At 63.3% G+C, this 21150-nt stretch carries 19 protein-coding genes; 4 read left to right on the forward strand and 15 right to left on the reverse strand.

Annotation, left to right across the window (positions count from 1 at the left end; genetic code table 11):
• Positions 1–23: 23 nt before the first annotated feature.
• The 7 genes from HYH07_RS19195 to HYH07_RS19225 form a co-directional block, all read right to left on the reverse strand.
• Positions 24–3161, reverse strand: coding sequence for an efflux RND transporter permease subunit (locus HYH07_RS19195; protein ID WP_220003953.1), 3138 nt, complete (start codon positions 3159–3161; stop codon positions 24–26).
• Between the two features lie 178 nt (positions 3162–3339).
• A complete protein-coding gene (locus HYH07_RS19200) occupies positions 3340–4446 on the reverse strand; it encodes an efflux RND transporter periplasmic adaptor subunit (protein WP_220003954.1) in 1107 nt (368 codons plus the stop codon).
• A 300-nt stretch (positions 4447–4746) separates the two neighbouring features.
• Entirely contained in the window at positions 4747–6075 is a 1329-nt protein-coding gene (locus HYH07_RS19205; RefSeq protein ID WP_220003955.1) for an MFS transporter, read from the reverse strand.
• A gap of 86 nt (positions 6076–6161) precedes the next feature.
• Positions 6162–7322: a winged helix-turn-helix domain-containing protein gene (locus HYH07_RS19210; protein WP_220003956.1), complete on the reverse strand. Its 1161-nt coding sequence runs from the start codon at positions 7320–7322 to the stop codon at positions 6162–6164.
• A 117-nt stretch (positions 7323–7439) separates the two neighbouring features.
• On the reverse strand, positions 7440–7694 hold the full coding sequence (locus HYH07_RS19215; protein WP_220003957.1) for a hypothetical protein: 255 nt from the start codon (positions 7692–7694) through the stop codon (positions 7440–7442).
• Between the two features lie 122 nt (positions 7695–7816).
• Positions 7817–8074, reverse strand: coding sequence for a hypothetical protein (locus HYH07_RS19220; protein ID WP_220003958.1), 258 nt, complete (start codon positions 8072–8074; stop codon positions 7817–7819).
• A 254-nt stretch (positions 8075–8328) separates the two neighbouring features.
• Positions 8329–9738 carry a caspase family protein gene (locus tag HYH07_RS19225; RefSeq protein WP_220003959.1) on the reverse strand — a complete coding sequence of 470 codons (1410 nt, stop codon included), beginning with the start codon at positions 9736–9738 and terminating at the stop codon, positions 8329–8331.
• Positions 9739–10236: 498 nt separating this feature from the next.
• Between HYH07_RS19225 and HYH07_RS19230 the strand changes: the two genes are divergently transcribed.
• Complete coding sequence (locus HYH07_RS19230; RefSeq protein WP_220003960.1) at positions 10237–10878, forward strand: OmpA family protein; 642 nt, start codon at positions 10237–10239, stop codon at positions 10876–10878.
• 78 nt (positions 10879–10956) lie between these two features.
• Here HYH07_RS19230 and HYH07_RS19235 read toward each other — a convergent pair whose 3' ends face one another.
• Positions 10957–12222, reverse strand: a complete 1266-nt coding sequence (locus HYH07_RS19235) for a phospholipid carrier-dependent glycosyltransferase (protein ID WP_228749644.1) — start codon at positions 12220–12222, stop codon at positions 10957–10959.
• Between the two features lie 212 nt (positions 12223–12434).
• Here HYH07_RS19235 and HYH07_RS19240 point away from each other — a divergent pair, with 212 nt between their 5' ends.
• Positions 12435–13133 carry a FecR domain-containing protein gene (locus HYH07_RS19240; protein ID WP_220003962.1) on the forward strand — a complete coding sequence of 233 codons (699 nt, stop codon included), beginning with the start codon at positions 12435–12437 and terminating at the stop codon, positions 13131–13133.
• Positions 13134–13135: 2 nt separating this feature from the next.
• Positions 13136–14272, forward strand: coding sequence for a hypothetical protein (locus tag HYH07_RS19245; protein ID WP_220003963.1), 1137 nt, complete (start codon positions 13136–13138; stop codon positions 14270–14272).
• A 173-nt stretch (positions 14273–14445) separates the two neighbouring features.
• Here the strand turns inward: HYH07_RS19245 and HYH07_RS19250 are convergent, their stop codons facing one another.
• The 3 genes from HYH07_RS19250 to HYH07_RS19260 form a co-directional block, all read right to left on the reverse strand.
• On the reverse strand, positions 14446–14934 hold the full coding sequence (locus tag HYH07_RS19250; protein WP_220003964.1) for a VOC family protein: 489 nt from the start codon (positions 14932–14934) through the stop codon (positions 14446–14448).
• Between the two features lie 26 nt (positions 14935–14960).
• Positions 14961–15389, reverse strand: a complete 429-nt coding sequence (locus HYH07_RS19255) for a VOC family protein (RefSeq protein ID WP_220003965.1) — start codon at positions 15387–15389, stop codon at positions 14961–14963.
• Between the two features lie 125 nt (positions 15390–15514).
• Positions 15515–16030: a cupin domain-containing protein gene (locus HYH07_RS19260; RefSeq protein ID WP_220003966.1), complete on the reverse strand. Its 516-nt coding sequence runs from the start codon at positions 16028–16030 to the stop codon at positions 15515–15517.
• A 127-nt stretch (positions 16031–16157) separates the two neighbouring features.
• Between HYH07_RS19260 and HYH07_RS19265 the strand changes: the two genes are divergently transcribed.
• Positions 16158–16376, forward strand: coding sequence for a CsbD family protein (locus HYH07_RS19265; RefSeq protein WP_220003967.1), 219 nt, complete (start codon positions 16158–16160; stop codon positions 16374–16376).
• A 170-nt stretch (positions 16377–16546) separates the two neighbouring features.
• On the opposite strand, the gene HYH07_RS19270 is transcribed toward HYH07_RS19265, so the two are convergent.
• The 4 genes from HYH07_RS19270 to HYH07_RS19285 all read right to left on the reverse strand — a co-directional run bounded on the left by HYH07_RS19270 (position 16547) and on the right by HYH07_RS19285 (position 20951).
• Positions 16547–17011, reverse strand: coding sequence for an FKBP-type peptidyl-prolyl cis-trans isomerase (locus HYH07_RS19270; protein ID WP_220003968.1), 465 nt, complete (start codon positions 17009–17011; stop codon positions 16547–16549).
• Positions 17012–17072: 61 nt separating this feature from the next.
• Positions 17073–19364: a xanthine dehydrogenase family protein molybdopterin-binding subunit gene (locus tag HYH07_RS19275; RefSeq protein WP_220003969.1), complete on the reverse strand. Its 2292-nt coding sequence runs from the start codon at positions 19362–19364 to the stop codon at positions 17073–17075.
• Between the two features lie 2 nt (positions 19365–19366).
• On the reverse strand, positions 19367–20383 hold the full coding sequence (locus tag HYH07_RS19280) for a xanthine dehydrogenase family protein subunit M (RefSeq protein WP_220003970.1): 1017 nt from the start codon (positions 20381–20383) through the stop codon (positions 19367–19369).
• Positions 20384–20387: 4 nt separating this feature from the next.
• Complete coding sequence (locus HYH07_RS19285) at positions 20388–20951, reverse strand: (2Fe-2S)-binding protein (RefSeq protein ID WP_220003971.1); 564 nt, start codon at positions 20949–20951, stop codon at positions 20388–20390.
• Positions 20952–21150: the final 199 nt, after the last annotated feature.

Below are 21150 nucleotides of genomic sequence, written 5' to 3' on the forward strand. Positions count from 1 at the left end.
TCGTTGGTCAGCAGTCTTCTCATCTATTCAGCCGCTTCGGCAAGCGGAATTGCGTGCGGGTCATCGCTGCCATGTTGCGGTGCGGCAGGCTGCTCGGGCGTTCCGGCCTCGTCCAGACTCTTGCGGAACCAGAGGGCGTAGAGGCCCGGCAGGTACAGCAACGTCAGGAACGTCGCGACGAACAGGCCGCCCATGATGGTGATCGCCATCGGGCCCCAGAACGCCGAGCGCGACAGCGGTATCATGGCCAGGATGGCGGCAAGCGCCGTCAGCACCACGGGACGGGCGCGGCGGACCGTCGCCTCCACGATCGCCTCGCGGCGGGTCAGGCCGTGGCTGACGTCGGTCTCGATCTGGTCGACCAGGATGACGGTGTTGCGCATGATCATGCCGGCGAGCGCGATCAGGCCGAGCAGCGCCACGAAGCCAAACGGGGCATTGGCGACGTTGAGGCCGAAGGAGGCGCCAACAATGCCGAGCGGCGCGGTCAGGAACACCAGGAACAGGCGCGAGAAGCTCTGCAACTGGATCATCAGCAGCGTCAGCATCACCATGACCATCACCGGAAAGAGGATGAAGATCGAGGCATTGCCCTTGGCGGATTCCTCGAACGCACCACCCGGCTCGATGCGGTAGGCCGGCTCGAGGGTGTCCTTGATGGCCTGAAGCTTCGGCGTGATCTGGTTGGTGACGTCAGGCGCCTGCACGCCGTCGACGACGTCGGAACGCACCGTGATCGCCATGTCGCGGTTGCGCCGCCACATGATCGGCTCCTCGTGCGCATACTCGATCTTGGCGATCTGCTGCAGCGGCACGGCAACGCCGTTCTTCGAGGTGATGGTGAGATCGCCGACGCCGCCGAGGTCGAGACGCTCCGACGGGATCGCACGGGCGACCACGCCGACCTTCTCGATGCCGTCACGCACGGTCGTGACCTGCGCGCCGGAGATCAGCATGGACAGCGCCTGCGAGACCTCCTGCGGGGTCAGGCCCATGGCGCGGGCGCGGTCCTGGTCGACGACGAGCTTGAGATAGGGCGACTGCTCGTTCCAGTCGAGCTGGACGTCCTTGACGTTCTTGTTCTCGCGCATGACATCGCGAACCTGATAGGCGATTTCGCGCACCTTGTTGGCGTCAGGCCCGATCACGCGGAACTGCACGGGGAAGCCGACGGGAGGGCCGAAATTGAAGCGGTCGACGCGGACGCGCGCTTCAGTGAGCATGCCGTCGGCGACGGCGCCCTCGATCTTGGCCTTGACGCGCTCGCGCGCCTCGACGCCCTTGGCGACGATGACGATCTCGGCGAACGCCTCGTTCGGCAGTTGCGGGTTGAGGCCGAGCCAGAAGCGCGGCGAACCCTGGCCGACATAGGACGTATAGGTCTCGATGTCCTTGTCGTCCTTGAGCAGCGTCTCGGCCTTCTTCACGGCCTTCTCGGTGACGTTGAAGGCGGTGCCCTCGGGCAGGCGCAGCTGGAGGAACAACTCCGGGCGCTCCGACAGCGGGAAGAACTGCTGCTGGACATGGCCAAAGCCAACGATCGCGGCCACGAAGACGCCAACGGTCGCGGCCACCACGGTGATGCGGTGGCTGACGCACCATTGCACGACGGCACGCAAGCCGCGGTACATGCGGGTCTCGTAGACCGCATGCGGATCGTGGTTGGCGTGGACCTTGATGTTCGGCAGCAGCTTGACGCCGATATAGGGCGTGAAGATCACCGCCACGAACCATGAGGCGATCAGCGCAATCGCCACGATCCAGAAGATGCTGCCGGCATATTCGCCGACCGCGGAATTGGCAAAGCCGATGGGGAGGAAGCCAGCGGCCGTGACCAGCGTTCCCGTGAGCATCGGAAACGCAGTTGATTCCCAGGCAAAGGATGCCGCGTGCATGCGATCCCAGCCCTGCTCCATCTTCACCACCATCATCTCGACCGCGATGATCGCATCATCGACGAGAAGTCCGAGCGCGATGATCAGCGCGCCGAGCGAGATGCGGTGCAGGTCGAGCGACATCGAGTTCATGACGATGAAGACGATACCGAGCACCAAGGGCACGGAGAGCGCGACCACGATGCCGGTGCGCCAGCCCAGCGCCAGGAACGAGACGAACAGCACGATCGCGAGCGCTTCCATGAAGGAGTGCACGAACTCGCCGACGGCATGCTCGACCACCTTGGGCTGATCGGCGATCAGCGAGACGTCCACGCCTTGCGGCACCGCCTTCATGAATTCGGCGGTCGCCTTCTCGACGTCCTTGCCGAGCTCGAGGATGTTGGCGCCCTTGGCGGTGACGACGCCGATGCCGATCGCGGCCTTGCCTTCCTGACGGACGACGAAGCTCGGCGGATCGACATAGCCGTGGGTGACGGTGGCGATGTCGCCGAGGCGGAAGACGCGGCCGTTGCTTTCGACCGGGGTCTCGGCCACGGCCTTGGCGCCGTCGAGCGCGCCGGTGACGCGCAGCGGCACGCGCTGCGACGAGGTCTCGACCGTGCCGGCCGGCGTCACGTTGTTCTGCTTGGCGAGCGAATCGAACAGCGCCTGCGGCGTGATGCCGAGCGTGGCGAGCTTGGCGTGCGAAAACTCGACGAAGATGCGCTCGTCCTGGTTGCCGTACATGTCGACCTTGGTGACACCGGGCACCTTGAGGAGGCGCTGGCGGAAACCTTCCGCGACCTTCTTGAGCTGGGCGTAGTCGGCGCCGTCGCCGGTCATCATGTAGAGGATGGAATCGACGTCGGAGAATTCGTCGTTGACGACGGGTCCGAGAATGCCGGCCGGCAACTGGCCCTGCACGTCGACCAGCTTCTTGCGCAGCAGATAAAACAGATACGGCACGTCCTTTGGCGGCGTGGAGTCGCGGAAGGTGACCTGGAGCGCGGTGAAGCCCGGCTTGGAATAGGTTTGCACCTTCTCGAAATAGGGCAGCTCCTGGATCTTTTTCTCGATGGGATCGGCGACCTGGGCCTGCATCTCCTGTGCGGTCGCCCCCGGCCACAGCACGGAAACGTTGACCACCTTCACCGTGAAGAACGGATCTTCGGCGCGGCCGAGCTTCTGATAGGAGAAGAAGCCGGCAACGCCGAGCACGAGCATCAGGAACAGGACCAGCGTCGGATGGCTGACGGCCCAGGCCGAAAGGTTGAAGCGCTTCATCGCACTCTCCGGAAAATCGATCCAATTGCCCAAACGACAGCCGCTCTGATCAACCGTCGTCGCGAGGCAGCGAAGCAATCCAGGGGGCTGGGCAGGTTCTGGATCGCTTCGCCGCTTCAGCCTTTGCGTAGGGGCAAAGGCAGAAGCTCACCTCACACGACGTAACTGGTAGCCACGCCTAGAAAGACAGCGCCGACACGACCCGCACCTTCTGGCCGGGATCGAGCTTCTGCACGCCGAGGGCAACGATCTTGGCGCCCTCGTCGACGCCGCCGGTGATGACGACGTCGTTGCTGTCGTAGGACTTCACCACAACAGGCTTGAGCGTGACCGCGCCGTTGTCGTCGACGACGAAGAAGGACGGCTTGCCGCCTTCGTTGAACAGCGCCGACAGCGGCAGCCGTGCGACGCGCTCGGTGCCGGCATCCGACAGCGTCAGCGTCGCGGTCATGCCGAGCGCGACCTTGTCGCCAGCCTCGGGCAGCGAGAATTTTGCGAGATAGGTGCGCGTGGCCGGATCGGCGGCGGGCGCGATCTCGCGCAGCTTCGCGACATATTTCTTGTCCGGCTCAGACCAAAGAGTGACGCTGGCGACGCCCGACTTGGCGCGTCCAACCAGCGTCTCAGGGATCGCGACGACCGCTTCCTTTTCGGCAAAGCGGGCGACACGGATCGAAGCCTGGCCCGCGGCGACCACCTGGCCGGGCTCGATCAGCGTTGCGGTGACGACGCCACGGGCGTCGGCAACAAGCGTCGCGTAGGAAAGGGAATTCTTGGTCAGCTCGACCGAGCGTACGGCGCGATCAAGGCGCGCACGGGCTTCGTCAGCCGCGGCGCGGCTCGAATCCATCGCGGCGTCCGTGGTCCAGCCCTTGGCTTTCAGATCCTTGGCCCGCTGCTCTGCCGCGGCGGCCTGGGCCAGCACGCCGGTTGCGGCGGTCTGTTCGGCGACGGCCTGCTCGGCCTGGAGCTTCAGATCGACCTCGTCGAGGGTGGCGAGTGCCTGACCGACTTCCACGGTCTGGCCGACCTCAACAAGGCGTTTTGCGACCTTGCCGGCGACGCGGAAGCCGAGATCGCTCTCGATGCGGGGCTTGATGGTGCCGACGAAGCTGCGCTCCGGGGTCTCGGCGTCATAATGCGCGGTCGCGACCAGGACCGGCCGCGGCGGCTCGGCTTTTTGCGCCACGGAATCGTTGCATCCGGCCAGCGCCGCGGCCATCAGGGCCAGCGACACACCTGCCAGGAGCCTGGAATAGCTAGACAAAACGTGCCGAACGAACATCGGAGGACACTCCTGCGTCTGCAATGAGAGGAATGTCGACTGATCACTGATAAAAGTCAATAATCGTCAGTCATCAGGAGTGCGTGATCGTTAAGAGGTGGTAAGGTCGACCAAGTGGTAGTCAGGAAGGTGCTATCGTAGGGTGAGCAAAGCCTGCGGGTCGCGCGAATGCGCGCCCGATGACAGGCTCCGCGTGCCCACGCCTTTGGCGATGTCGGAAGAGATCGTGGGCACGGCGCGCGAAGAGCGCGCCTTTGCCCACCCTACAAAAGGCTGCGCGAAAGCCATGGCGACGTTGGATCACCGCCCCTGGTCACCGAACTCGTGCTTGGTCTCGTGTCCGCCGATGAAGACCAAAATGCCGGCGAGCAGCGGCAGCACGGCGAGCACCAGCAGACCTGTCGAGGTCTGCCCCGTCGCTTCCTTGACCCAGCCGATCAGATAAGGCCCGCCGAAGCCGGCGAGATTGCCGATCGAGTTGATCAGCGCGATGGCGCCGGCGGCCGCCGTGCCGGAGAGCCAGGCAGTCGGCAAGGTCCAGAACACGCCGAAGACGCAGAACACGCCGATCGCGGCGAAGGTCAGCGCCACCATGGTCAGGGTGGGGTCGGTGAGATAGCTGGAGATGGCGAGCGCGATCGCAATCAGGATCATGGGCGCGCCGACATGCATCACCCGCTCGCGCGTGGCGTCCGAATGCCGCGCCCACAGGATCATGGCAATGGTGCCGAACAGATAAGGGATTGCAGTGACGAAGCCGGTCTGGGCATTGGTGAGGCCGAACGCCTTGACGATCTGCGGCAGCCAGAACTGCATGCCATAGAGCGCACCGACGAAGCCGAAATAGATCAGGCTGAGTGCGATCACCTTCGGTGACGACAAGGCTTCGCCGAGCGACAGATGCTTCACCGCCTGCTTGGCGGCGATCTCCGAATCGAGCTTCGCCTTGAGCCAGGCCTTCTGCTCGGCCGAGAGCCAGTCCGCCTTCTCCGGCTTGTCGGTGAGGTAGAACCAGGTGACGATGCCAAGCAGCACCGAGGGAATGCCCTCGAGAATGAACAGCCACTGCCAGCCCCTCAGACCCATCACGCCGTCGAGCCCGAGCAACAGGCCCGAAATCGGCGCGCCGATCACAGTCGAAACCGGCACGGCGATCGCGAAGGCTGCGAGAAAGCGGGCGCGATATTCGGCCGGATACCAATAGGTGAGATAGAGGATGATGCCGGGGAAGAAGCCGGCTTCGGCGACGCCGAGCAGGAAGCGCAGGACGTAGAAGCTGGTCACGCCGCTCACCAGCGCCATCAGCGCCGAGATGATGCCCCAGGTCACCATGATGCGGGCGATCCAGCGGCTGGCGCCGAACTTTTCCAGCGCAAGGTTGCTCGGCACCTCGAAGATGAAATAGCCGATGAAGAAGATGCCGGCGCCCCACGAGAAGATCAGCGGCGTGAACTTCAGCTCCGCGTTCATGGTCAGCGCGGCGAAACCGAGATTGACGCGATCGAGATAGGAGAAGAAGTAGGCCAGAACCAGAAACGGGATCAGGCGCCAGGAGATGGCGCTAATCGTTGAGGTCTCAATGGCGCTTTTCGCACCGGCGGAAGCGGTATAGGTCGTGGTCTGGCTCATGGCGTCCCCCCGTATTGTTGCTTTTGTGAGCTGATCCCGGTTTTGAGCATCGCGGGCAAAGAGTCAATGGAACAAGCGCACGATCTTCACTCCGCCAATTGAAACCGCTCGAAACGATCGAGCTCGTCCTCGATCTTTCGCTTCAGCTCCTTGCGCCCTGCCGTCTTCTTGCCCTGCCCGACCCAGGTCCATTTCTGCATCAACACCTTCTTCGCCTGCCGGTCAGTCTTGAGATCGAGCGCGGCGACGATCTCGTCGCCGACCAGCACCGGCAGCGCGAAATAGCCGAGCTGGCGCTTGGCCTTCGGCACATAGGCCTCGAACAGATGGTTGTAGCCGAAGATAAGATTGGTGCGCTTGCGCTGGATGATCAGCGGATCGAACGGCGAGAGGATGTGGACGAGGTCCGGCGGCACCTCGGCAGGCTCGAGCGCCGCGGGCGTCGCCCAATGCGCCTGCTTGCCGGCGCCTTCAATTGCCACAGGCACGAGTTCGCCGCGCCGGACGCGCGAAGCGACCAGGGCGCCCACCGCCTTCTTGCTCGGCGCATCGAGATGGCAGATCGAATCGAGACTGACGATGCCCTGCGAGCGCAGCGCGCGGTCGAGCAGATAGGCCGTGATCTCCTTCGGCGATGCCGGCTTCGGCAATTTGTCCCAGCCGAAATGCCGCGTCATCAGATCATAGGTCTTGAGCATGCCCTGGCGCGCGCCGATGGTCGCGACGCCGGTATAGAAGGCCAGCTGAAGCGCCCGCTTCGAAGGTTTTCGGCTCTGCCAGAGATGCTCCTTCTCGGTGAGCACATCGTCCTCGATGTCACGAATGGTCAGGGGACCGGCGCGTAGCAGCCGCATCACCTTGCGGGTGTCGGCCGGCGTCACCGACGCGTACCATTTGTGCCCTTCGCGCTTGTGCTCGCGCATGGCCGGCAGGAAAAAGCGAAAATCATCCGACGGTACGTAGGACAGTGCATGAGTCCAGTATTCGAACACGCTCTTGTCGACGCTTTGGGCATGACGCAGATCGGCGCGGCGATAGGACGGGATACGGCTGAACAGGATGTGGTGGTGGCAGCGCTCGATCACGTTGATAGTGTCGATCTGCACATAGCCGAGATGGGCGACCGCGTCTTTAACCGCCTGCGGCCCGTCCCCGAATGGTTCACGCGTGTCGAGCCGCTGGGCCCGCAGCCAGATCTGCCGGGCCTGTGTCGTCGGGATTGGGAGGGGTTTTGGGGCGCGGGGCATTGCGCGAGGCAATGTAGTGGGATTCGCGCCAAGAAAAAGGACAAGAGCAAGAACAACGCTGCATAGAAAAGCCGCGCTGCCATCTGCTGACAGCGCGGCGGATGGTGCGGCCGAGGCCTACTTCATCGTCATCGCCTTCTGCGCCTTCATGTAATGCATGCAGGCGCCCTTCATCTTGCCCATGCTCATGTCCGTATTGGCCATGGCCATTTCCTTGTTCATGGCCATCTTGGCGGGCGTGTCCGCGGTGCCGGTCATCATGGCCGTCGATTTCATCATATTGGCGCTGGTGCACGCCATCATGGCGGCGGATGCGGGCGAAACGGAAAGAGCGAACGCGACAAAGGCTGCGGCGGTGAGCAAGGTCTTCATCGAAAAGTCTCCTTGAGCAAAACGAAACCGGCGTCATGCCGGCATTCGCAATTACGTATTTTCCGGCGAGAACGTTTCGTGGAGAAGACAATTTTCTTGCTGCAATGCAAAGCGAACCGACGTTAACGGCCGGCCTTCGGAGGCTTGGTCCGGTCGTTGGGCCTGTCACTGAGGCTGCCGGTGGCGATGTCGGGCTCGCAGGAGGCCCTGCCCCGCCCCTCCGCCTGACAGCGATAGACGCTGCCGGTGAGACGGTCCACCAGCCACATGTTCTCGTCGGTCGGTGCTTCAAGCCCGACATAGCGGCTGGTGAGCCCCGTGATCAACGTCGAGAGCAGGATCGCCACCGCGATCATTGCCGCGCCGATATAGATGGGCATCGCGCTCAGAGACACAGTCCGATCCGGCGGGCCGCTGCGATAGAATTGGTAGTCACTGGGCCTCGGCACTGGATGGAACTCAGCTCCCTTCGGCTTGCGGTGACGGCTCGTCGAGGTCTGCTAGGCGTGTATCTGGCCAAATTCTTGTTCGCACGCAGGCCATGCCGCGACGGCTTTGCGACGATGGGTAAGCACTGGTTCCGGAACAATGGGCGGCCCAAAGCGGGCCGCCTTTTACTTACTCCCCTGCACCCTCAGCGGCGGCCGAACAACCCGCCCATCATACCGCCGAGTAGACCACCGGGACCTGCCGGAGCGCCACCACCGCCGCTATAATGGCGGCGACCGCCACCGCCCGAGTAACGGCGGTGCGCCGGCTCATCGTCTGCCTGTGCCGAGGAAGCCGCGCGGGTCGAGACAATCTCCGACAGCAGAGCCTTATGCTGGAGCTTGTTGAGATAGCCCGTAGCGGGATAACCGCGCGCAGCCTGCCACCGCCTGATCACGGAACGCGCCTCGTCGTCGAACTGGCCTGTCGCCCTGACGTCGAAACCGAGCCCAGTGAGGCGACGCTGCACGTCACGACGCTGGCTCTTGTCCAGACCAACCTGGTCTTCAGATACTTGGTTGGCCTCTTCCGTGAAGGTCGCGGGATCGATCCCAACCGACAGGTTGCGGGTGGCATTGGATGGACCATCCTGCAACGCCGCAATGCGGGCGAGTGCGATCGATTTGAACGTGCCGTTGGGATAGCTGGTGAGATAGGCGTTGAGCTCCTCGACCCTGTTGGAGTCCTTGATCGAGCGCCAGAACTCGAGTTCGACGTCGGAGCCTTGCTTGCTTGCGGCCATCACCGGCGCGCTCGACGTATCAGTCGCGCCCGCAGCCGGCCCGCCAACCGGATTGAGGTAGACGTTGCCCGTCAGGTTGGTGTGCCCCCAAGGCAATTGCCCTTTACCGGTCTCGTCACTGACCTGGGCGCGGACCTTGGTCATCGCCTGCTGAATCTCGATCCCAGGCTGGGCAATGTTGGCGACAAGCGCGCGCGTGAACGGGCTGTTGGTCCCGGCTTCGCCGTCGAGCGCGGTTTGACCTGGGCCGGTGGCAAAGGCAATCAGCGTGCCCTCGCCCGACTTCATCTCTGCCAGACCGGCCTGGACGTTGACCGATCGGGTGGCTTTCGCCGAGCGGATCTTTGCCGCGAAAGGATTGTCACGACAGGCATCCAGGAACACGAGCTTCACCTTCGCGTCCGACATGGTTTGATCGAGCGTGAGGTCGACATTGATCGCCGCGCCCAGCTTGACGTCCATCTCGGATTTCAGGTCTGCATCGATCGGCAACAGGTAGTTGATGCCGTTCACGGCAATGCCGTGGCCGGCATAGAAGAACACCGCGACATCGGCACCCTCGCTCTTCTTGCCGAACTCCAGGAGTTTTGCAGTCATGGCGTCACGCGTGAGGTTGGCACCCTCGACGACATCGAAGCCGACATTGCGCAGCACCCTGGCCATTGCCTTGGAATCGATCGCGGGGTTGGGAAGCTGCGGGACGTTCTTGTAGGCGGCATTGCCGACCACGAAGGCGACGCGCTTGTCAGCGAGGGCCGTGTTGCCGCTGACGATGAATGCTGCGAGTGAAATTGCTGCGATCAAGAAGCGCATGATCATTCTCCCCTGATCCAAACTTCTTCGCTGCTCTCGCATCGGCCTTAGCCGATCCGATGACAGCAATCTGATCCAACTCACAAGGACGCACTGTGATTTGGATCACTCGGGGATTTCTGCTGCCCGAACCGAGCTGGGAGTCGCTGCGACGATCGCTTTTCGGGCTGCTAACGCAGCGGGCAATCCGGCAGGTGACGAGCAATGGCAAAAGATTGTACCCGCTGGAGCTGCGAGTCCAGCAGCTATTGAAACCTCGTCCGAGAATGCGTGATGGATCAGGATTCTGCTTCGATGCCGAACGAGACAGCGCTCCTTTCTGATGGTAGCGCGGTGCCAGTGGCGCGAGCATGCCATGGATGCCGACTGGCTCCGGCGCTAGCCTGCAGCCGACGTTTCGGTCCTTTGGAATGTGACCCGCATCACATCGGAGCTTTTGAACCTTCCCTATGCTCGGAGCATCAAATTGCCATCAGGCGTCACAGCAAGGATACGACAATGACCCATTTCAATAAGTCTTTTGGACTGAGGGCGATCACGCTCACGGCCGCGCTGTCGTTGACGGCGGGCCTGGCTTTCGCCGGCGACAGCAACGTCTCGTCCAGCCAGATCCTGGATGCGTTGAAGCCGAAGCCGATCACCCGCGGCCTCTCCGTCGGTCCGCAGGCCGATCCAACCGCGCAGGCCAAGGAAGCGACTTTCCTGAATTCCGTGCGCAACCGGCAGACCCGTTCGCTCTCGATGGGCGAACGTGACCAGATCGCCGAGCTTGCTTCGACCAAGCCGAACATCGATCTGGAGATCCAGTTCGACTACAACTCGGCCGACATCGCCAAGACCTCGGTGGCATCGGTGCAAGCCCTCGGCAAGGCGCTGTCCGACCCGTCGCTGAAAGGCTCGACCTTCGTGGTCGCCGGCCATACCGATGCGATCGGCACGGAGGAGTACAATCAGGGCCTGTCGGAGCGTCGCGCCGATACTATCAAGAAGTACCTGGTGCAGAACTACGGTCTCAACGGCAGTGACCTCGTCACCGTCGGCTATGGCAAGACCAAGCTGAAGGACGCCGCCAACGGCGCCGACCCGATCAACCGCCGCGTCCAGGTCGTGAACATGGACACCAAGACCGCGTCCAAATGATCTGAACAAGTGACCTGAGACGCCATTGCCACAATCGACAAACCGCCTGCCGCGAGACTGGCAGGCGGTTTTCTGTTGTCAGATCCAGCTCTGAAACAGCATCAGCCGGTTGAACGTCTGCATCGATGTGCCGATGAAGGCCGCCGAAATCGGCAGCATCACCGCAAAGCCGGCGGCAGCCATGCCGACATAGGCCCACAGCAGCCAGCGCGGCAGTCCCTCTCGGCGCAGCGCATAGACCAGCGCAAGCGACGCGACCGTTGCGGCCGGCAGATAGTAGTAGATGAAGCCCAGCGTGCGCGGGAGCAAAGCCCAGGCGAGCCAGCAGCCGAAATAGAACGCCGCGATCAGAAACGCATCCCAACGACGCGCGACGACGATGTCGCGCAACACAACGGCAAGCGCGAGCAGCGCCGGCCAGGCGACCAGCGGATTGCCGAGGAAGACGATCGCCGCGACGTTGTCGTCTGATGTCTTGTCGAACAGGAACCACACCGGCCGCGCCAGCAACGGCCAGGACGGCCACGAGCTCATATAGGTGTGGCCGGCGATCGCAGTGGTGGTGTTGTCGGCGAAGATCCGGCGCTGCGCCTCGATCAGATCAGGCAGCGACAGGCCGTAGAGCGGAACGAAGGCGGCGATATACGTCACTGCCGGCAACAGCGCGAAGCAGAGCGCGGCATGATGCGCCCTGAATGTGGGCCAGAGATCAGGGCGGTACCAGTCAGTTGGCCTCGCATCGGCAAACAGAGTATGCCAGCCCTGCATCAGGCGGATCACCGCAACGATTGCGATGCAGACAGCGAGCGGAAACAAGCCGCTCCATTTGCAGGCAGCTGCGAGACCGAACAACGCACCCGCGATCGCGAACAGCGCCTGCGGCCGCGCTCGCCGAAAGCCGTGCATGAAAGCAGCGATGGCGAGCAAGCCGAGGCTAAGTGCAAAGATGTCGAGCATCGCGATGCGCGCCTGCACATAGAGCATCTGGTTGAAGGCCGCGATCAGCGCCGTCGCAACCGCGGGTGCTTGCGAGCCGAACAGCGCGAGCCCGCAGAGATAGATCGCGACGACAGCGAGCGCGCCGAACAAGGTCGCCGGATAGCGCCAGCCAAACGCGTTGTCGCCGAATGCCGCGATCGACGCCGCGATCAGCTCTTTCGCCAGCGGCGGATGCATCGGATTGAGCATCGGCTGCGGCGCAGTGACGCCCAGCATCTGCCGTGCTGCCGGCACGTAATGCACCTCGTCGAACACGAACTTGTCCGGCGTCGTCAGCCCGATCAGCAGCGCGAGATGCGCGGCTAGGAAGATCGCGACAGCGATCACTGCGCTTCGCGACGTCATCGGCATCGCATGTGCTTCAAGCGACTGCTGTAGGGCTATTTTGCGTGGCAAATCGGCGTCACCGCGAATAAAAAATCACTCAGCCGATGCATTGAACGCATTCTGCCGCAACTGTCACTAAGCTAGCGCTCGTCTCGCGCCGCCTGTGATAATTCTGCCACAACACGAGCGTGCGCGATCCAGCACGATCAGGGGCCTCGCTCGGTTACGACATGAATCTGCGTTTTCTGCTTTTCCCAACATTGCTGTCGGCTGCATCGTGCGCTGCGCCTTCTGTGCAGGCCCAGACGCGCGTCGGCGAAGCCGTCCTCGTGCAGAACGAAGTGGTGCGGGTGGCCGCGAGCACGACGCCAATCAATGTCGGCGACAGCATGCTCCGCGACGAGACCGTGCGCACCGGCGCCGATAGTGCGGCGCGTTTTGTCATGGCCGACAGCACCAATCTTTCGCTCGGGCCGAGTGCGACGCTGAAGCTCGATCGCACCGTCTTCAACGACGAACACAGCTATCGCGACGTCGCCATCCGAATGGCGACCGGCGCATTCCGCTTCGTCACCGGACATTCGGAGAAGACCGCCTACAAGATCACGACACCGCTGGCGACCATCGGCGTTCGCGGCACAATCCTCGACATCCTCTCGCAGCGCAGCCGCTCGGTCGTCGTGCTTCAGGAGGGAGCGGCGAGCGTCTGCACGTTGAGCTTCCAGTGCATTCAGCTCACCCAGCCGGGCGACACCGCGATCATCACCTCGACCGGCGGCAAAGTCACGATCACCAAGACCAACTCGCCGCCCTGGACGTTCGCAGCCAACTGCGCCGCCAATGCCGGTCTGTGCGCCGTCAACCAATATGCCGATGCCTCGCCGACCACGCCCGCCGTCCATGACGACGGCATGCTGTGTGGACGCTGACGATGGCAACGCCCGACTTCAAACGCCTCGTACTGGCCTGCACACTCGCTGCAGCCGCCGCGCTCACGCTGTTCGCGCTCGACGCCCGTCCAGCGACAGCCGCGACCTTTTGCGAATCCGAGTGCGGCAATCCGACACCCTCCCCTTCACCGACCTATTCGCCGTCCCCGACACCAGGCACATCGCCCTCCCCGAGCCCATCGCCGTCGCCGAGCCCGACCCCGCTGCCGAGCCCAACGCCGACCGGCTCCGATTCCAGCGGCAACTCGGTCAATGGACTCGCGGGCCAGCGCTTCAATCAGATGATCACCAACCGTGTGCTCGGCACGGTGCTGCTTGGCGTCAACGAGCAGATCAATTGCAGCGACTGCATCAGCGCGTTCGGCTCGGCCGGCTCGTTCTCGGCGGGCATCCACGGCCGCAAGGAGCTGACGCCCAACCTGTCGCTGCTTGCCGGTATCGCCTACACGCAATACAGCGAGGGCGGCTATCACATCACCAGCGCGCCGATCGGCGCCTTTGCGCTGCGCTATGACTTCACCGATTGGGGCTCATCGCGGCCGTTCTTCGACGTCGGCACGATCCTGACGCCGTGGGAGAAGGCGCGCTACACCCGCAGCTACACCTCCAGCCTCGGTCCGGTCAGCGTGACGAGCTCAACCGACGCTTCCAATTATGCAGTCTATGGCCGCGTCGGCTGGATCAGTCGCCTGTCACCGCGCGATGAGGTCGCAGCTTCCGTCGAACTCTGGCAGCTCTGGCAGCGCGTGTCAGGCTATGCCGACAACACGGTCGCGTTCAATCCGTTCAACGCCACCATTGCAACGGGCACCGACCGCACCAGCCTCGTCAAGATCGGCGGCCAGTGGACCCATCTCTTCGCCAACAATATCGAGACCAATATCAACGGCGGCTGGGTGCAGTCGTTCGCCAGCCACAGCGGCATCGTCGCCACCGTGACCGGCGACGGCATGGTGGTGCCGACGATGGGCAACCAGGGCTGGTTCGAGTATGGCGGCCGTCTCGGCTTCCGTGCGCAGAAGGGCTGGGTGGTGGACCTCTTCGCCAACGGCACCCTGGGCCCGCAGCCTGTCGGCAACACGATCCACGGCGGCGTCGGGCTTAGGATCAATTATTAGCGGCGCGCTCTCGCATGGCCACGAATTCCGCTGTCATGCCCCGGCTTGGCCGGGGCATCCAGTACGCCGCGGCGGTCGTTGTGAGAGGGAGCTCTTCGACGAAGGCCTCTGGAATACTGGATCGCCCGCCTTAGCGGGCGATGACATCTGTCGCATGGCAACGGCACTGGCCCTCACGCCGCCGATTTGCCTTCGAACGCTCGCCGCAACACCTCCACGTCCAGTTTCACCATCTTCGTCATGGCCTGCCATGCGCGGGCGGCGGCCGCCTTATCGGGGCTGGTGAGGAACTCGAACATCACTTTCGGCACGACCTGCCAGGCCACGCCCCAGCGATCCCTAAGCCAGCCGCACTGTTCTTCCTTGCCGCCATTTGCGAGGAACGCATTCCAGACGCTGTCGACCTGGGCCTGGTCGTCGCAATGAATCATCAGCGAGATCGCATGCGTGTATTCCATCTTCATGCCGCCGTTGAGCGCGACCATGGGCTGCCCGGCCACCGTGAACTCGACGACCAGCACCGAGCCTTCCTTGCCGGACGGGCTATCCGAGACGTTGTGCTGAACGTGCGTGATCTCCGAGTTCGGAACGAGCGAGACGTAGAACTTGGCGGCATCGACCGCATCGCCGTTGAACCACATGCAGGGCACGAGCTTGGACATTGCGAATGCTCCTCTTCAGGTTTCGATCAGGCGTTCGCCATGGCGGGCTTCGGCGGGACGGCTGCCATGTCCAGCCAGTTCACGCCCCACATATGGCCATCCGGATCCTCAAAGCTGCGGCCATACATGAAATCGTATTCGTCAACCGGGCTGGGATCGGCCAGGCCGCCTGCAGCCTTGGCCCTGCCGACGATATCGTCGACCTCCTTGCGGCTGTCGGCGGACAGACAGAACAGCGCCTGGTTCGAGGTTTTTGCATCGGCAATCGGCTTCGGCGTGAATTGACGGAATTTGTCGTGGGTCGTCAGCATCACGTAGATGGTCTCGGAAAAGACCATGCAGCTTGCCGTGTCATCGCTGAATTGCGGGTTCCTGGTCGCGCCGACCGCCTCGTAAAAGGCGGTCGCGCGCTTGAGATCGGTCACCGGCAGATTGACGAAAATCATCCTGGGCATGGGGGCTCCTTGGGCGGGGTTCTGCCCAAGGACGGACGACCGGGCCGCCATCCGACAGCGCATGCCGAATTATTTTGCCGAGACCGCCGCGGGGTTTGGTCGCACTGACCCCTCGAGCCTCGGTGTTACTTCTTCTCGTTCGGATCCCGATGCACGGGGTCGATCCACAGCACAGTCTCGGGCTTCTCGACCGGCTCGATGTCCAGATTGATCGCAACCGCCTCGCCATCGCTCCGCACCAGCACGCATTCCAGCACCTCGTCGGGGCTGGCGTTGATCTCCTGGTGCGGCACGTAGGGCGGCACGAAGATGAAATCGCCGGGACCCGCTTCAGCGGTGAATTGCAGGCTCTCGCCCCAGCGCATCCGCGCCTTGCCCTTCACCACGTAAATGACGCTCTCGAGATGGCCGTGGTGGTGCGCGCCGGTCTTGGCGTCGGGCTTGATGCTGACGGTGCCAGCCCACAATTTCTGCGCGCCGACGCGGGCGAAATTGATCGCGGCCGCGCGGTCCATCCCTGGTGTCGAGGGCACATTGGTGTCGAGTTGATTGCCGGGAATGACGCGCACGCCGTCATGCTTCCAGCGATCATCGTGATGATCGTGGACATGGTGGGAATGGCTGTGGTCATGGCCGGTCATGGGGACTGCTTTCTGTTGGTTCCGCGCGGGCGAACGTAACCAAAGGCGCGACATCAAGCCATACCAAAATCGGAACTCTCATAGTCGACAGATGTTGTCTTTGCGAGCAAACTGGAAGGAGAGTTTCATGGGTAGCACCAGCGACAAGATCAAGGGCACTGCCAACGAGACGATCGGCAAGGCCAAGCAGGGCATCGGTGAAGCCACCGGTTCCGAGCGTCTGCAGGGCGAAGGCGCCGTTCAGGAAGTGAAAGGCAAGGGCCAGAAAGCCATGGGAGAGGCCAAGGACAGCGCGAAGGAAGCGATTGATCGCGCCGCTGCGGCGGCACGTCGCGCGGCGGAATAACGCGCGCTAGCACTGAAAGCGAAAAGACCGGCCGAAGGGCCGGTCTTTTTGTTTGTGTTGATCTCTATCCGTCATGGCCGGGCTTGACCCGGCCATCCACGTCTTGGCCAAACGAAGGAAGTACGTGGATGCCCGGGACAAGCCCAGGCATGACGAGGCGGAATGCGCCGTCACTTCACGCCGAGCAATTCCACGTCGAACATCAGCGTCGCGTTCGGCGGGATCACGCCGCCGGCGCCGCGCGCGCCGTAGCCGAGCTGCGGCGGGATGATCAGCGTCCGCTTGCCGCCGACCTTCATCGTGGCAACGCCCTCGTCCCAGCCGGCGATGACGCGGCCCTTGCCTATGGGGAATTCGAAGGGCTCGTTGCGATCGACGGACGAGTCGAATTTCTTGCCCTTCTGGCCGTTCTCATAGAGCCAGCCGGTATAGTGCATCACGCAAATCTGGCCGGGCTTCGGCGAGGCGCCAGTGCCGACGACGCTATCGGTGATCTGCAATCCTGAAGCTGTGGTCATGGTCTTTCCTGCGGTCTGGGCCGAGGCCGGGGTGGAAACAAACGTCGGCGCACCGCCGATCGACGTGATCGCGAATGCCGACATGATGGCGAGGAGCACGCGCTGGACACGCTGCATAAGACACCTTCCCTTTGAGGCCGAAGGTGTCTAGCGCAAGGTCGACGCCGTTTCCACCCCTCTAGACCTCGATATTTTCCAGCCGCACGGGGAGCTTGCGGATGCGCTGGCCGGTGGCGTGATAGATCGCATTGCAGATCGCGGCGTTGGTGCCGACGTTGGCGAGCTCGCCGAGCCCCTTGGCGCCGGCCGGGTTAATGTGATCATCCTGCTCGGAGAGCAGGATCACCTCGACGCCGGGGACGTCTGCATTCACGGGAATGAGATAGTCGGCAAAATTGTCGTTGACATAGCGTGCGGTGCGCGCGTCGATCTCGGTGGCCTCCAGCAACGCCGAGGACATGCCCCAGATCAGGCCGCCCATCAGCTGACTGCGAGCCGTGCGCGGATTCATGATGCGGCCCGCCGCAAACGCTCCAACCAGGCGCGGGGCGCGGATCTCGTGGGTGAAGCGATTGATCCGGACTTCCACGAACTCCGCGCCGAAGGCATAGGCGATCTTGTCCTTCATGGCCGCACCGCCGACGAGCTGGGCGTGCCCGCTGTGCATCGCCTTGAACGAATCCGGCGGCGCGCCTTCGGGCTTCCATTCGCCATATTCCTCGACCACGCCGACACCGAGCGCGTCGAACGCTTTCTCCAGATCGATCGGGCGATCGCCCTTTGCTGCCTGTGTCGATCGGGTCTGCCCCATCCCAACGGTTTCCTTGGCCTTGTCCGTGAGGCTCTCGTTCGGCATCAGCGCCTTGAACAGGCGCTGACGAACCTGATCGCACACCATCATCACAGCGGAGCAGGTGCTGGCCGTCGAATTCGATCCGCCAGCAACGGGCCCCGGCGGCAGGTCGCTGTCACCAATGAAGACCGCGACCTTCTCCAGCGGCACGCCAAGTCGCTCGGCGGCTGTCTGCGCAAGGATGGTGTAGGCACCGGTGCCGATCTCGTGGCCGGCGATCTCGACGCGGGTACGGCCGTCGCGCTGCAGGCGAACGCGCGCCGCCGACGGCGCCATCTGCGTCGGATAACAGGTGGCCGCGCAGCCATAGCCGATCAGCCAGTCACCGTCGGACATCGATTTCGGCGCCGCCGAGCGCTGTGCCCACCCGAAGGCTTTGGCAGCTTCGTCGAAACACGCCATCAGCGAGCGCGACGTGTAAGGCTTGCCGCCGATCGGCTCATTGGTCGTGTCATTGACGCGGCGGAGCTCGATCGGATCCATGTTGAGCTTCACGGCCAGCTCGTCCATCGCACTCTCGAGCGCAAACAAATACGGCACCTCAGGCGGCGAGCGCATGAAGCCCGGCGTGTTGCGGTCGGCGCGCACGATCGACACGAGACTGTCGACATTTGGGCAGGCATAGAGCCGCGTCGTGGTCTTGGTGCCGCCGACGCAATAGGGGTCGGCGCGCGAGGAGACCTCGGCCCCTTCGTGCCTCAGCGCGACCAGCTTGCCGTCCCGGCTCGCGCCGAGCTTGATCTCGTGGCGGGTTTCGGCGCGATAGGTCGCAATCGTAAAGCCCTGGTCGCGAGTCGCAACCAGCTTGATCGGCCGGTTCAGCCGCCTCGCGATGCCGGCAATGATCGCGGTTCTCGGCGTCATCGAGCCGCGCGAGCCAAAGCCGCCGCCGACATAGGGATTGACCACCCTCACCTTGTCGGCGTCGATGCCGAGCTGTTCGGCGACGCCGTTCTTCAGTCCGTAGACATATTGGCTGGGCTCATAGATGACGAGAGTGTCGCCCATCCAGGCGCAGCTCGTCGAAAAAAGCTCCATTGGATTATGATGCTGCGTCGGCGTCTCGTAGGAGGCCTCGACCTTCACCTCGGCCTCATCAAACGCCTTGGCAAAGTCGCCGACCTTGGGGTCTTCCTTGAATTGCGCGTTCTGGCCTTTCGCGGCGGCTTTCGTCGTTCCCGGCGAATCGAAGCTCGCACTCGGGGTTGCGGCTGTGTAGCTCACCTTGACGCGGTTGGCGGCCTCGCGCGCGGCCTCGTGGCTCTCGGCGATGACCACCGCGATGATCTGGCCGTCATGGGCAATGTCGGTCGATTTCAGCGGCTGGATCGTGGTGCCAGCATAACCGCCATTGCTGAACAGCTTTGACTCGTTCAGGTTGGGCGCGTTCTCGTGCGTGACAATGTCGATCACGCCTCGCACGCGTTTAGCATCGTCGAGATCGAAGCTGTTGATGCGGCCTTTGGCGATCGCACTGGTGACCAGAAACGCATAGGCGGGATTGTCCAGCGGCATGTCGGACCCGTAGGTTGCACGCCCTGTGACCTTCGCAACCGCATCGTAACGTGGCACGGGCTTGCCCATATTCGCCTTCGGCTCGGGAGCGGCAGCGGTCATGGTCATATCTCCATCATTACGGCCTGCTGGAGCGCACGCGCCACCACGCGCTTGCCGAGCGCAATCTTGAAGCTGTTGTGCTGGCGCCCCTTGGCCTCAGCGAATGCAGCATCGGCGGCGCGCTGCGCCAGACCGTCGTCGAATTTTTGTCCCTTCAGCTGCGCCTCCGCCTCGCGAGCGCGCCAGGGCACGGTCGCGACGCCGCCAAGCGCCACGCGCGCGTCCCGGATCGTCCCACCCTGCACGTCCAGCGCAACCGCAGCCGAGGACAGCGCAAACTCATAGGATTGCCGGTCGCGCGCCTTCAGATAAACCGAGCGGGGCCAACGGCCGGAAATAAGAAAGGCCGAGATTAACTCGCCTGGCTGCAGCGTCGTCTCGATCTCGGGCGTGTTGCCGGGAGCCTTGTGGAGCGCCGCAAATGGCATGCTGCGGGTGCCGGACCTGCCGGTAACCTCGACCGTGGCATCCAGCGCGATCAGCGCCTGGGCGAAATCGCCGGGGTAAGTCGCGATGCACTGATCGGAGATCCCGAGCACCGCATGCATGCGGTTGATGCCGTCCATCGCGGCACAGCCGGAGCCGGGATTGCGCTTGTTGCAATTTTCATAGGAGACATCACGAAAATAGCTGCAACGCGTCCGCTGCATCACGTTGCCGCCGAGTGTCGCCATGTTGCGGAGCTGGGCGCTGGCGGCGAGCTTCAGGGAATTGGCGATCACGGGATAATTGCGCTGGATTTCGTCATGCGCGGCGACGTCGGACATCTTTGCGAGGGCGCCGAGCCGCAGGTCCTCGCGACCGGGCGAGATCGCCGACCACCCCTGCGCGAGCGGATTAATGTCGACGATCGCGGCGGGCCGCATCACGTCGAGCTTCATCAGGTCGATCAGCGTCGTTCCGCCGGCGAGCGGCTGGGCCGAGGCCTGCGTCAACGGCTTGTTGGCGGCCGCAGCGGCGCTAAGCGCCTGCACGGCCATGTCGGGGTCTGTCGCCCTCTGGTAAGAAAATGGTCGCATTCGCCTAGCCTTTCATGATCTCGGGCGCGGCCTGCTTCACCGCAGCGACGATGTTGGGATAGGCGGCACAGCGGCAGATGTTGCCGCTCATGTATTCGCGGATGTCGGCATCGCTGCCGGCGTGTCCCTCCTTCACGCAGGCAATCGCCGACATGATCTGACCGGGCGTGCAATAGCCGCACTGGAACGCATCGTTGTCGATGAAGGCCTGTTGCATCGGGTGCAGGCGGTCGTCGGTGGCGAGGCCTTCGATGGTCGTGATCTCCTGCCCTTCAGCGGCCAGTGCGAGCGTCAGGCACGACACCACGCGCCGATCGCCGATCAGCACCGTGCAGGCACCGCATTGGCCGTGATCGCAACCCTTCTTGCTGCCCGTGAGCTTGAGATGCTCGCGCAGTGCGTCCAGCACCGTGGTGCGCGGATCGAGACTCAGACGCTTCTCCTGACCATTCACCCGCAGTGTGACGTCGACGGGAAGCGCCGGATCCTGCGCCACTGCCGCTCGTGCCTCCTGCACGGTCGCGCGCGCGGTCAGCGGAACAAGCGCGCTGCCGGCAGCACCTGCCATGAAGGAACGCCTATCGTATCCGGATGATTGGGAACTTGGATGATCGGACATGGACGGCCTCCGCCGCTTCGACAACAAGGCAGCGCGCGCCTGCACCGCTCATCGCCCACCAACTTTGGGCCATGAGCTCCGTTCCGAACGGAAAAGGGCGACGCGGCCGATGCCGCGCCGCCCTCCGTCAACTTTTCCTGATCTTGTT

The organism is Bradyrhizobium sp. BR 10261 (assembly GCF_019455395.1).
Classification (GTDB): Bacteria; Pseudomonadota; Alphaproteobacteria; order Rhizobiales; family Xanthobacteraceae; genus Bradyrhizobium; species Bradyrhizobium manausense.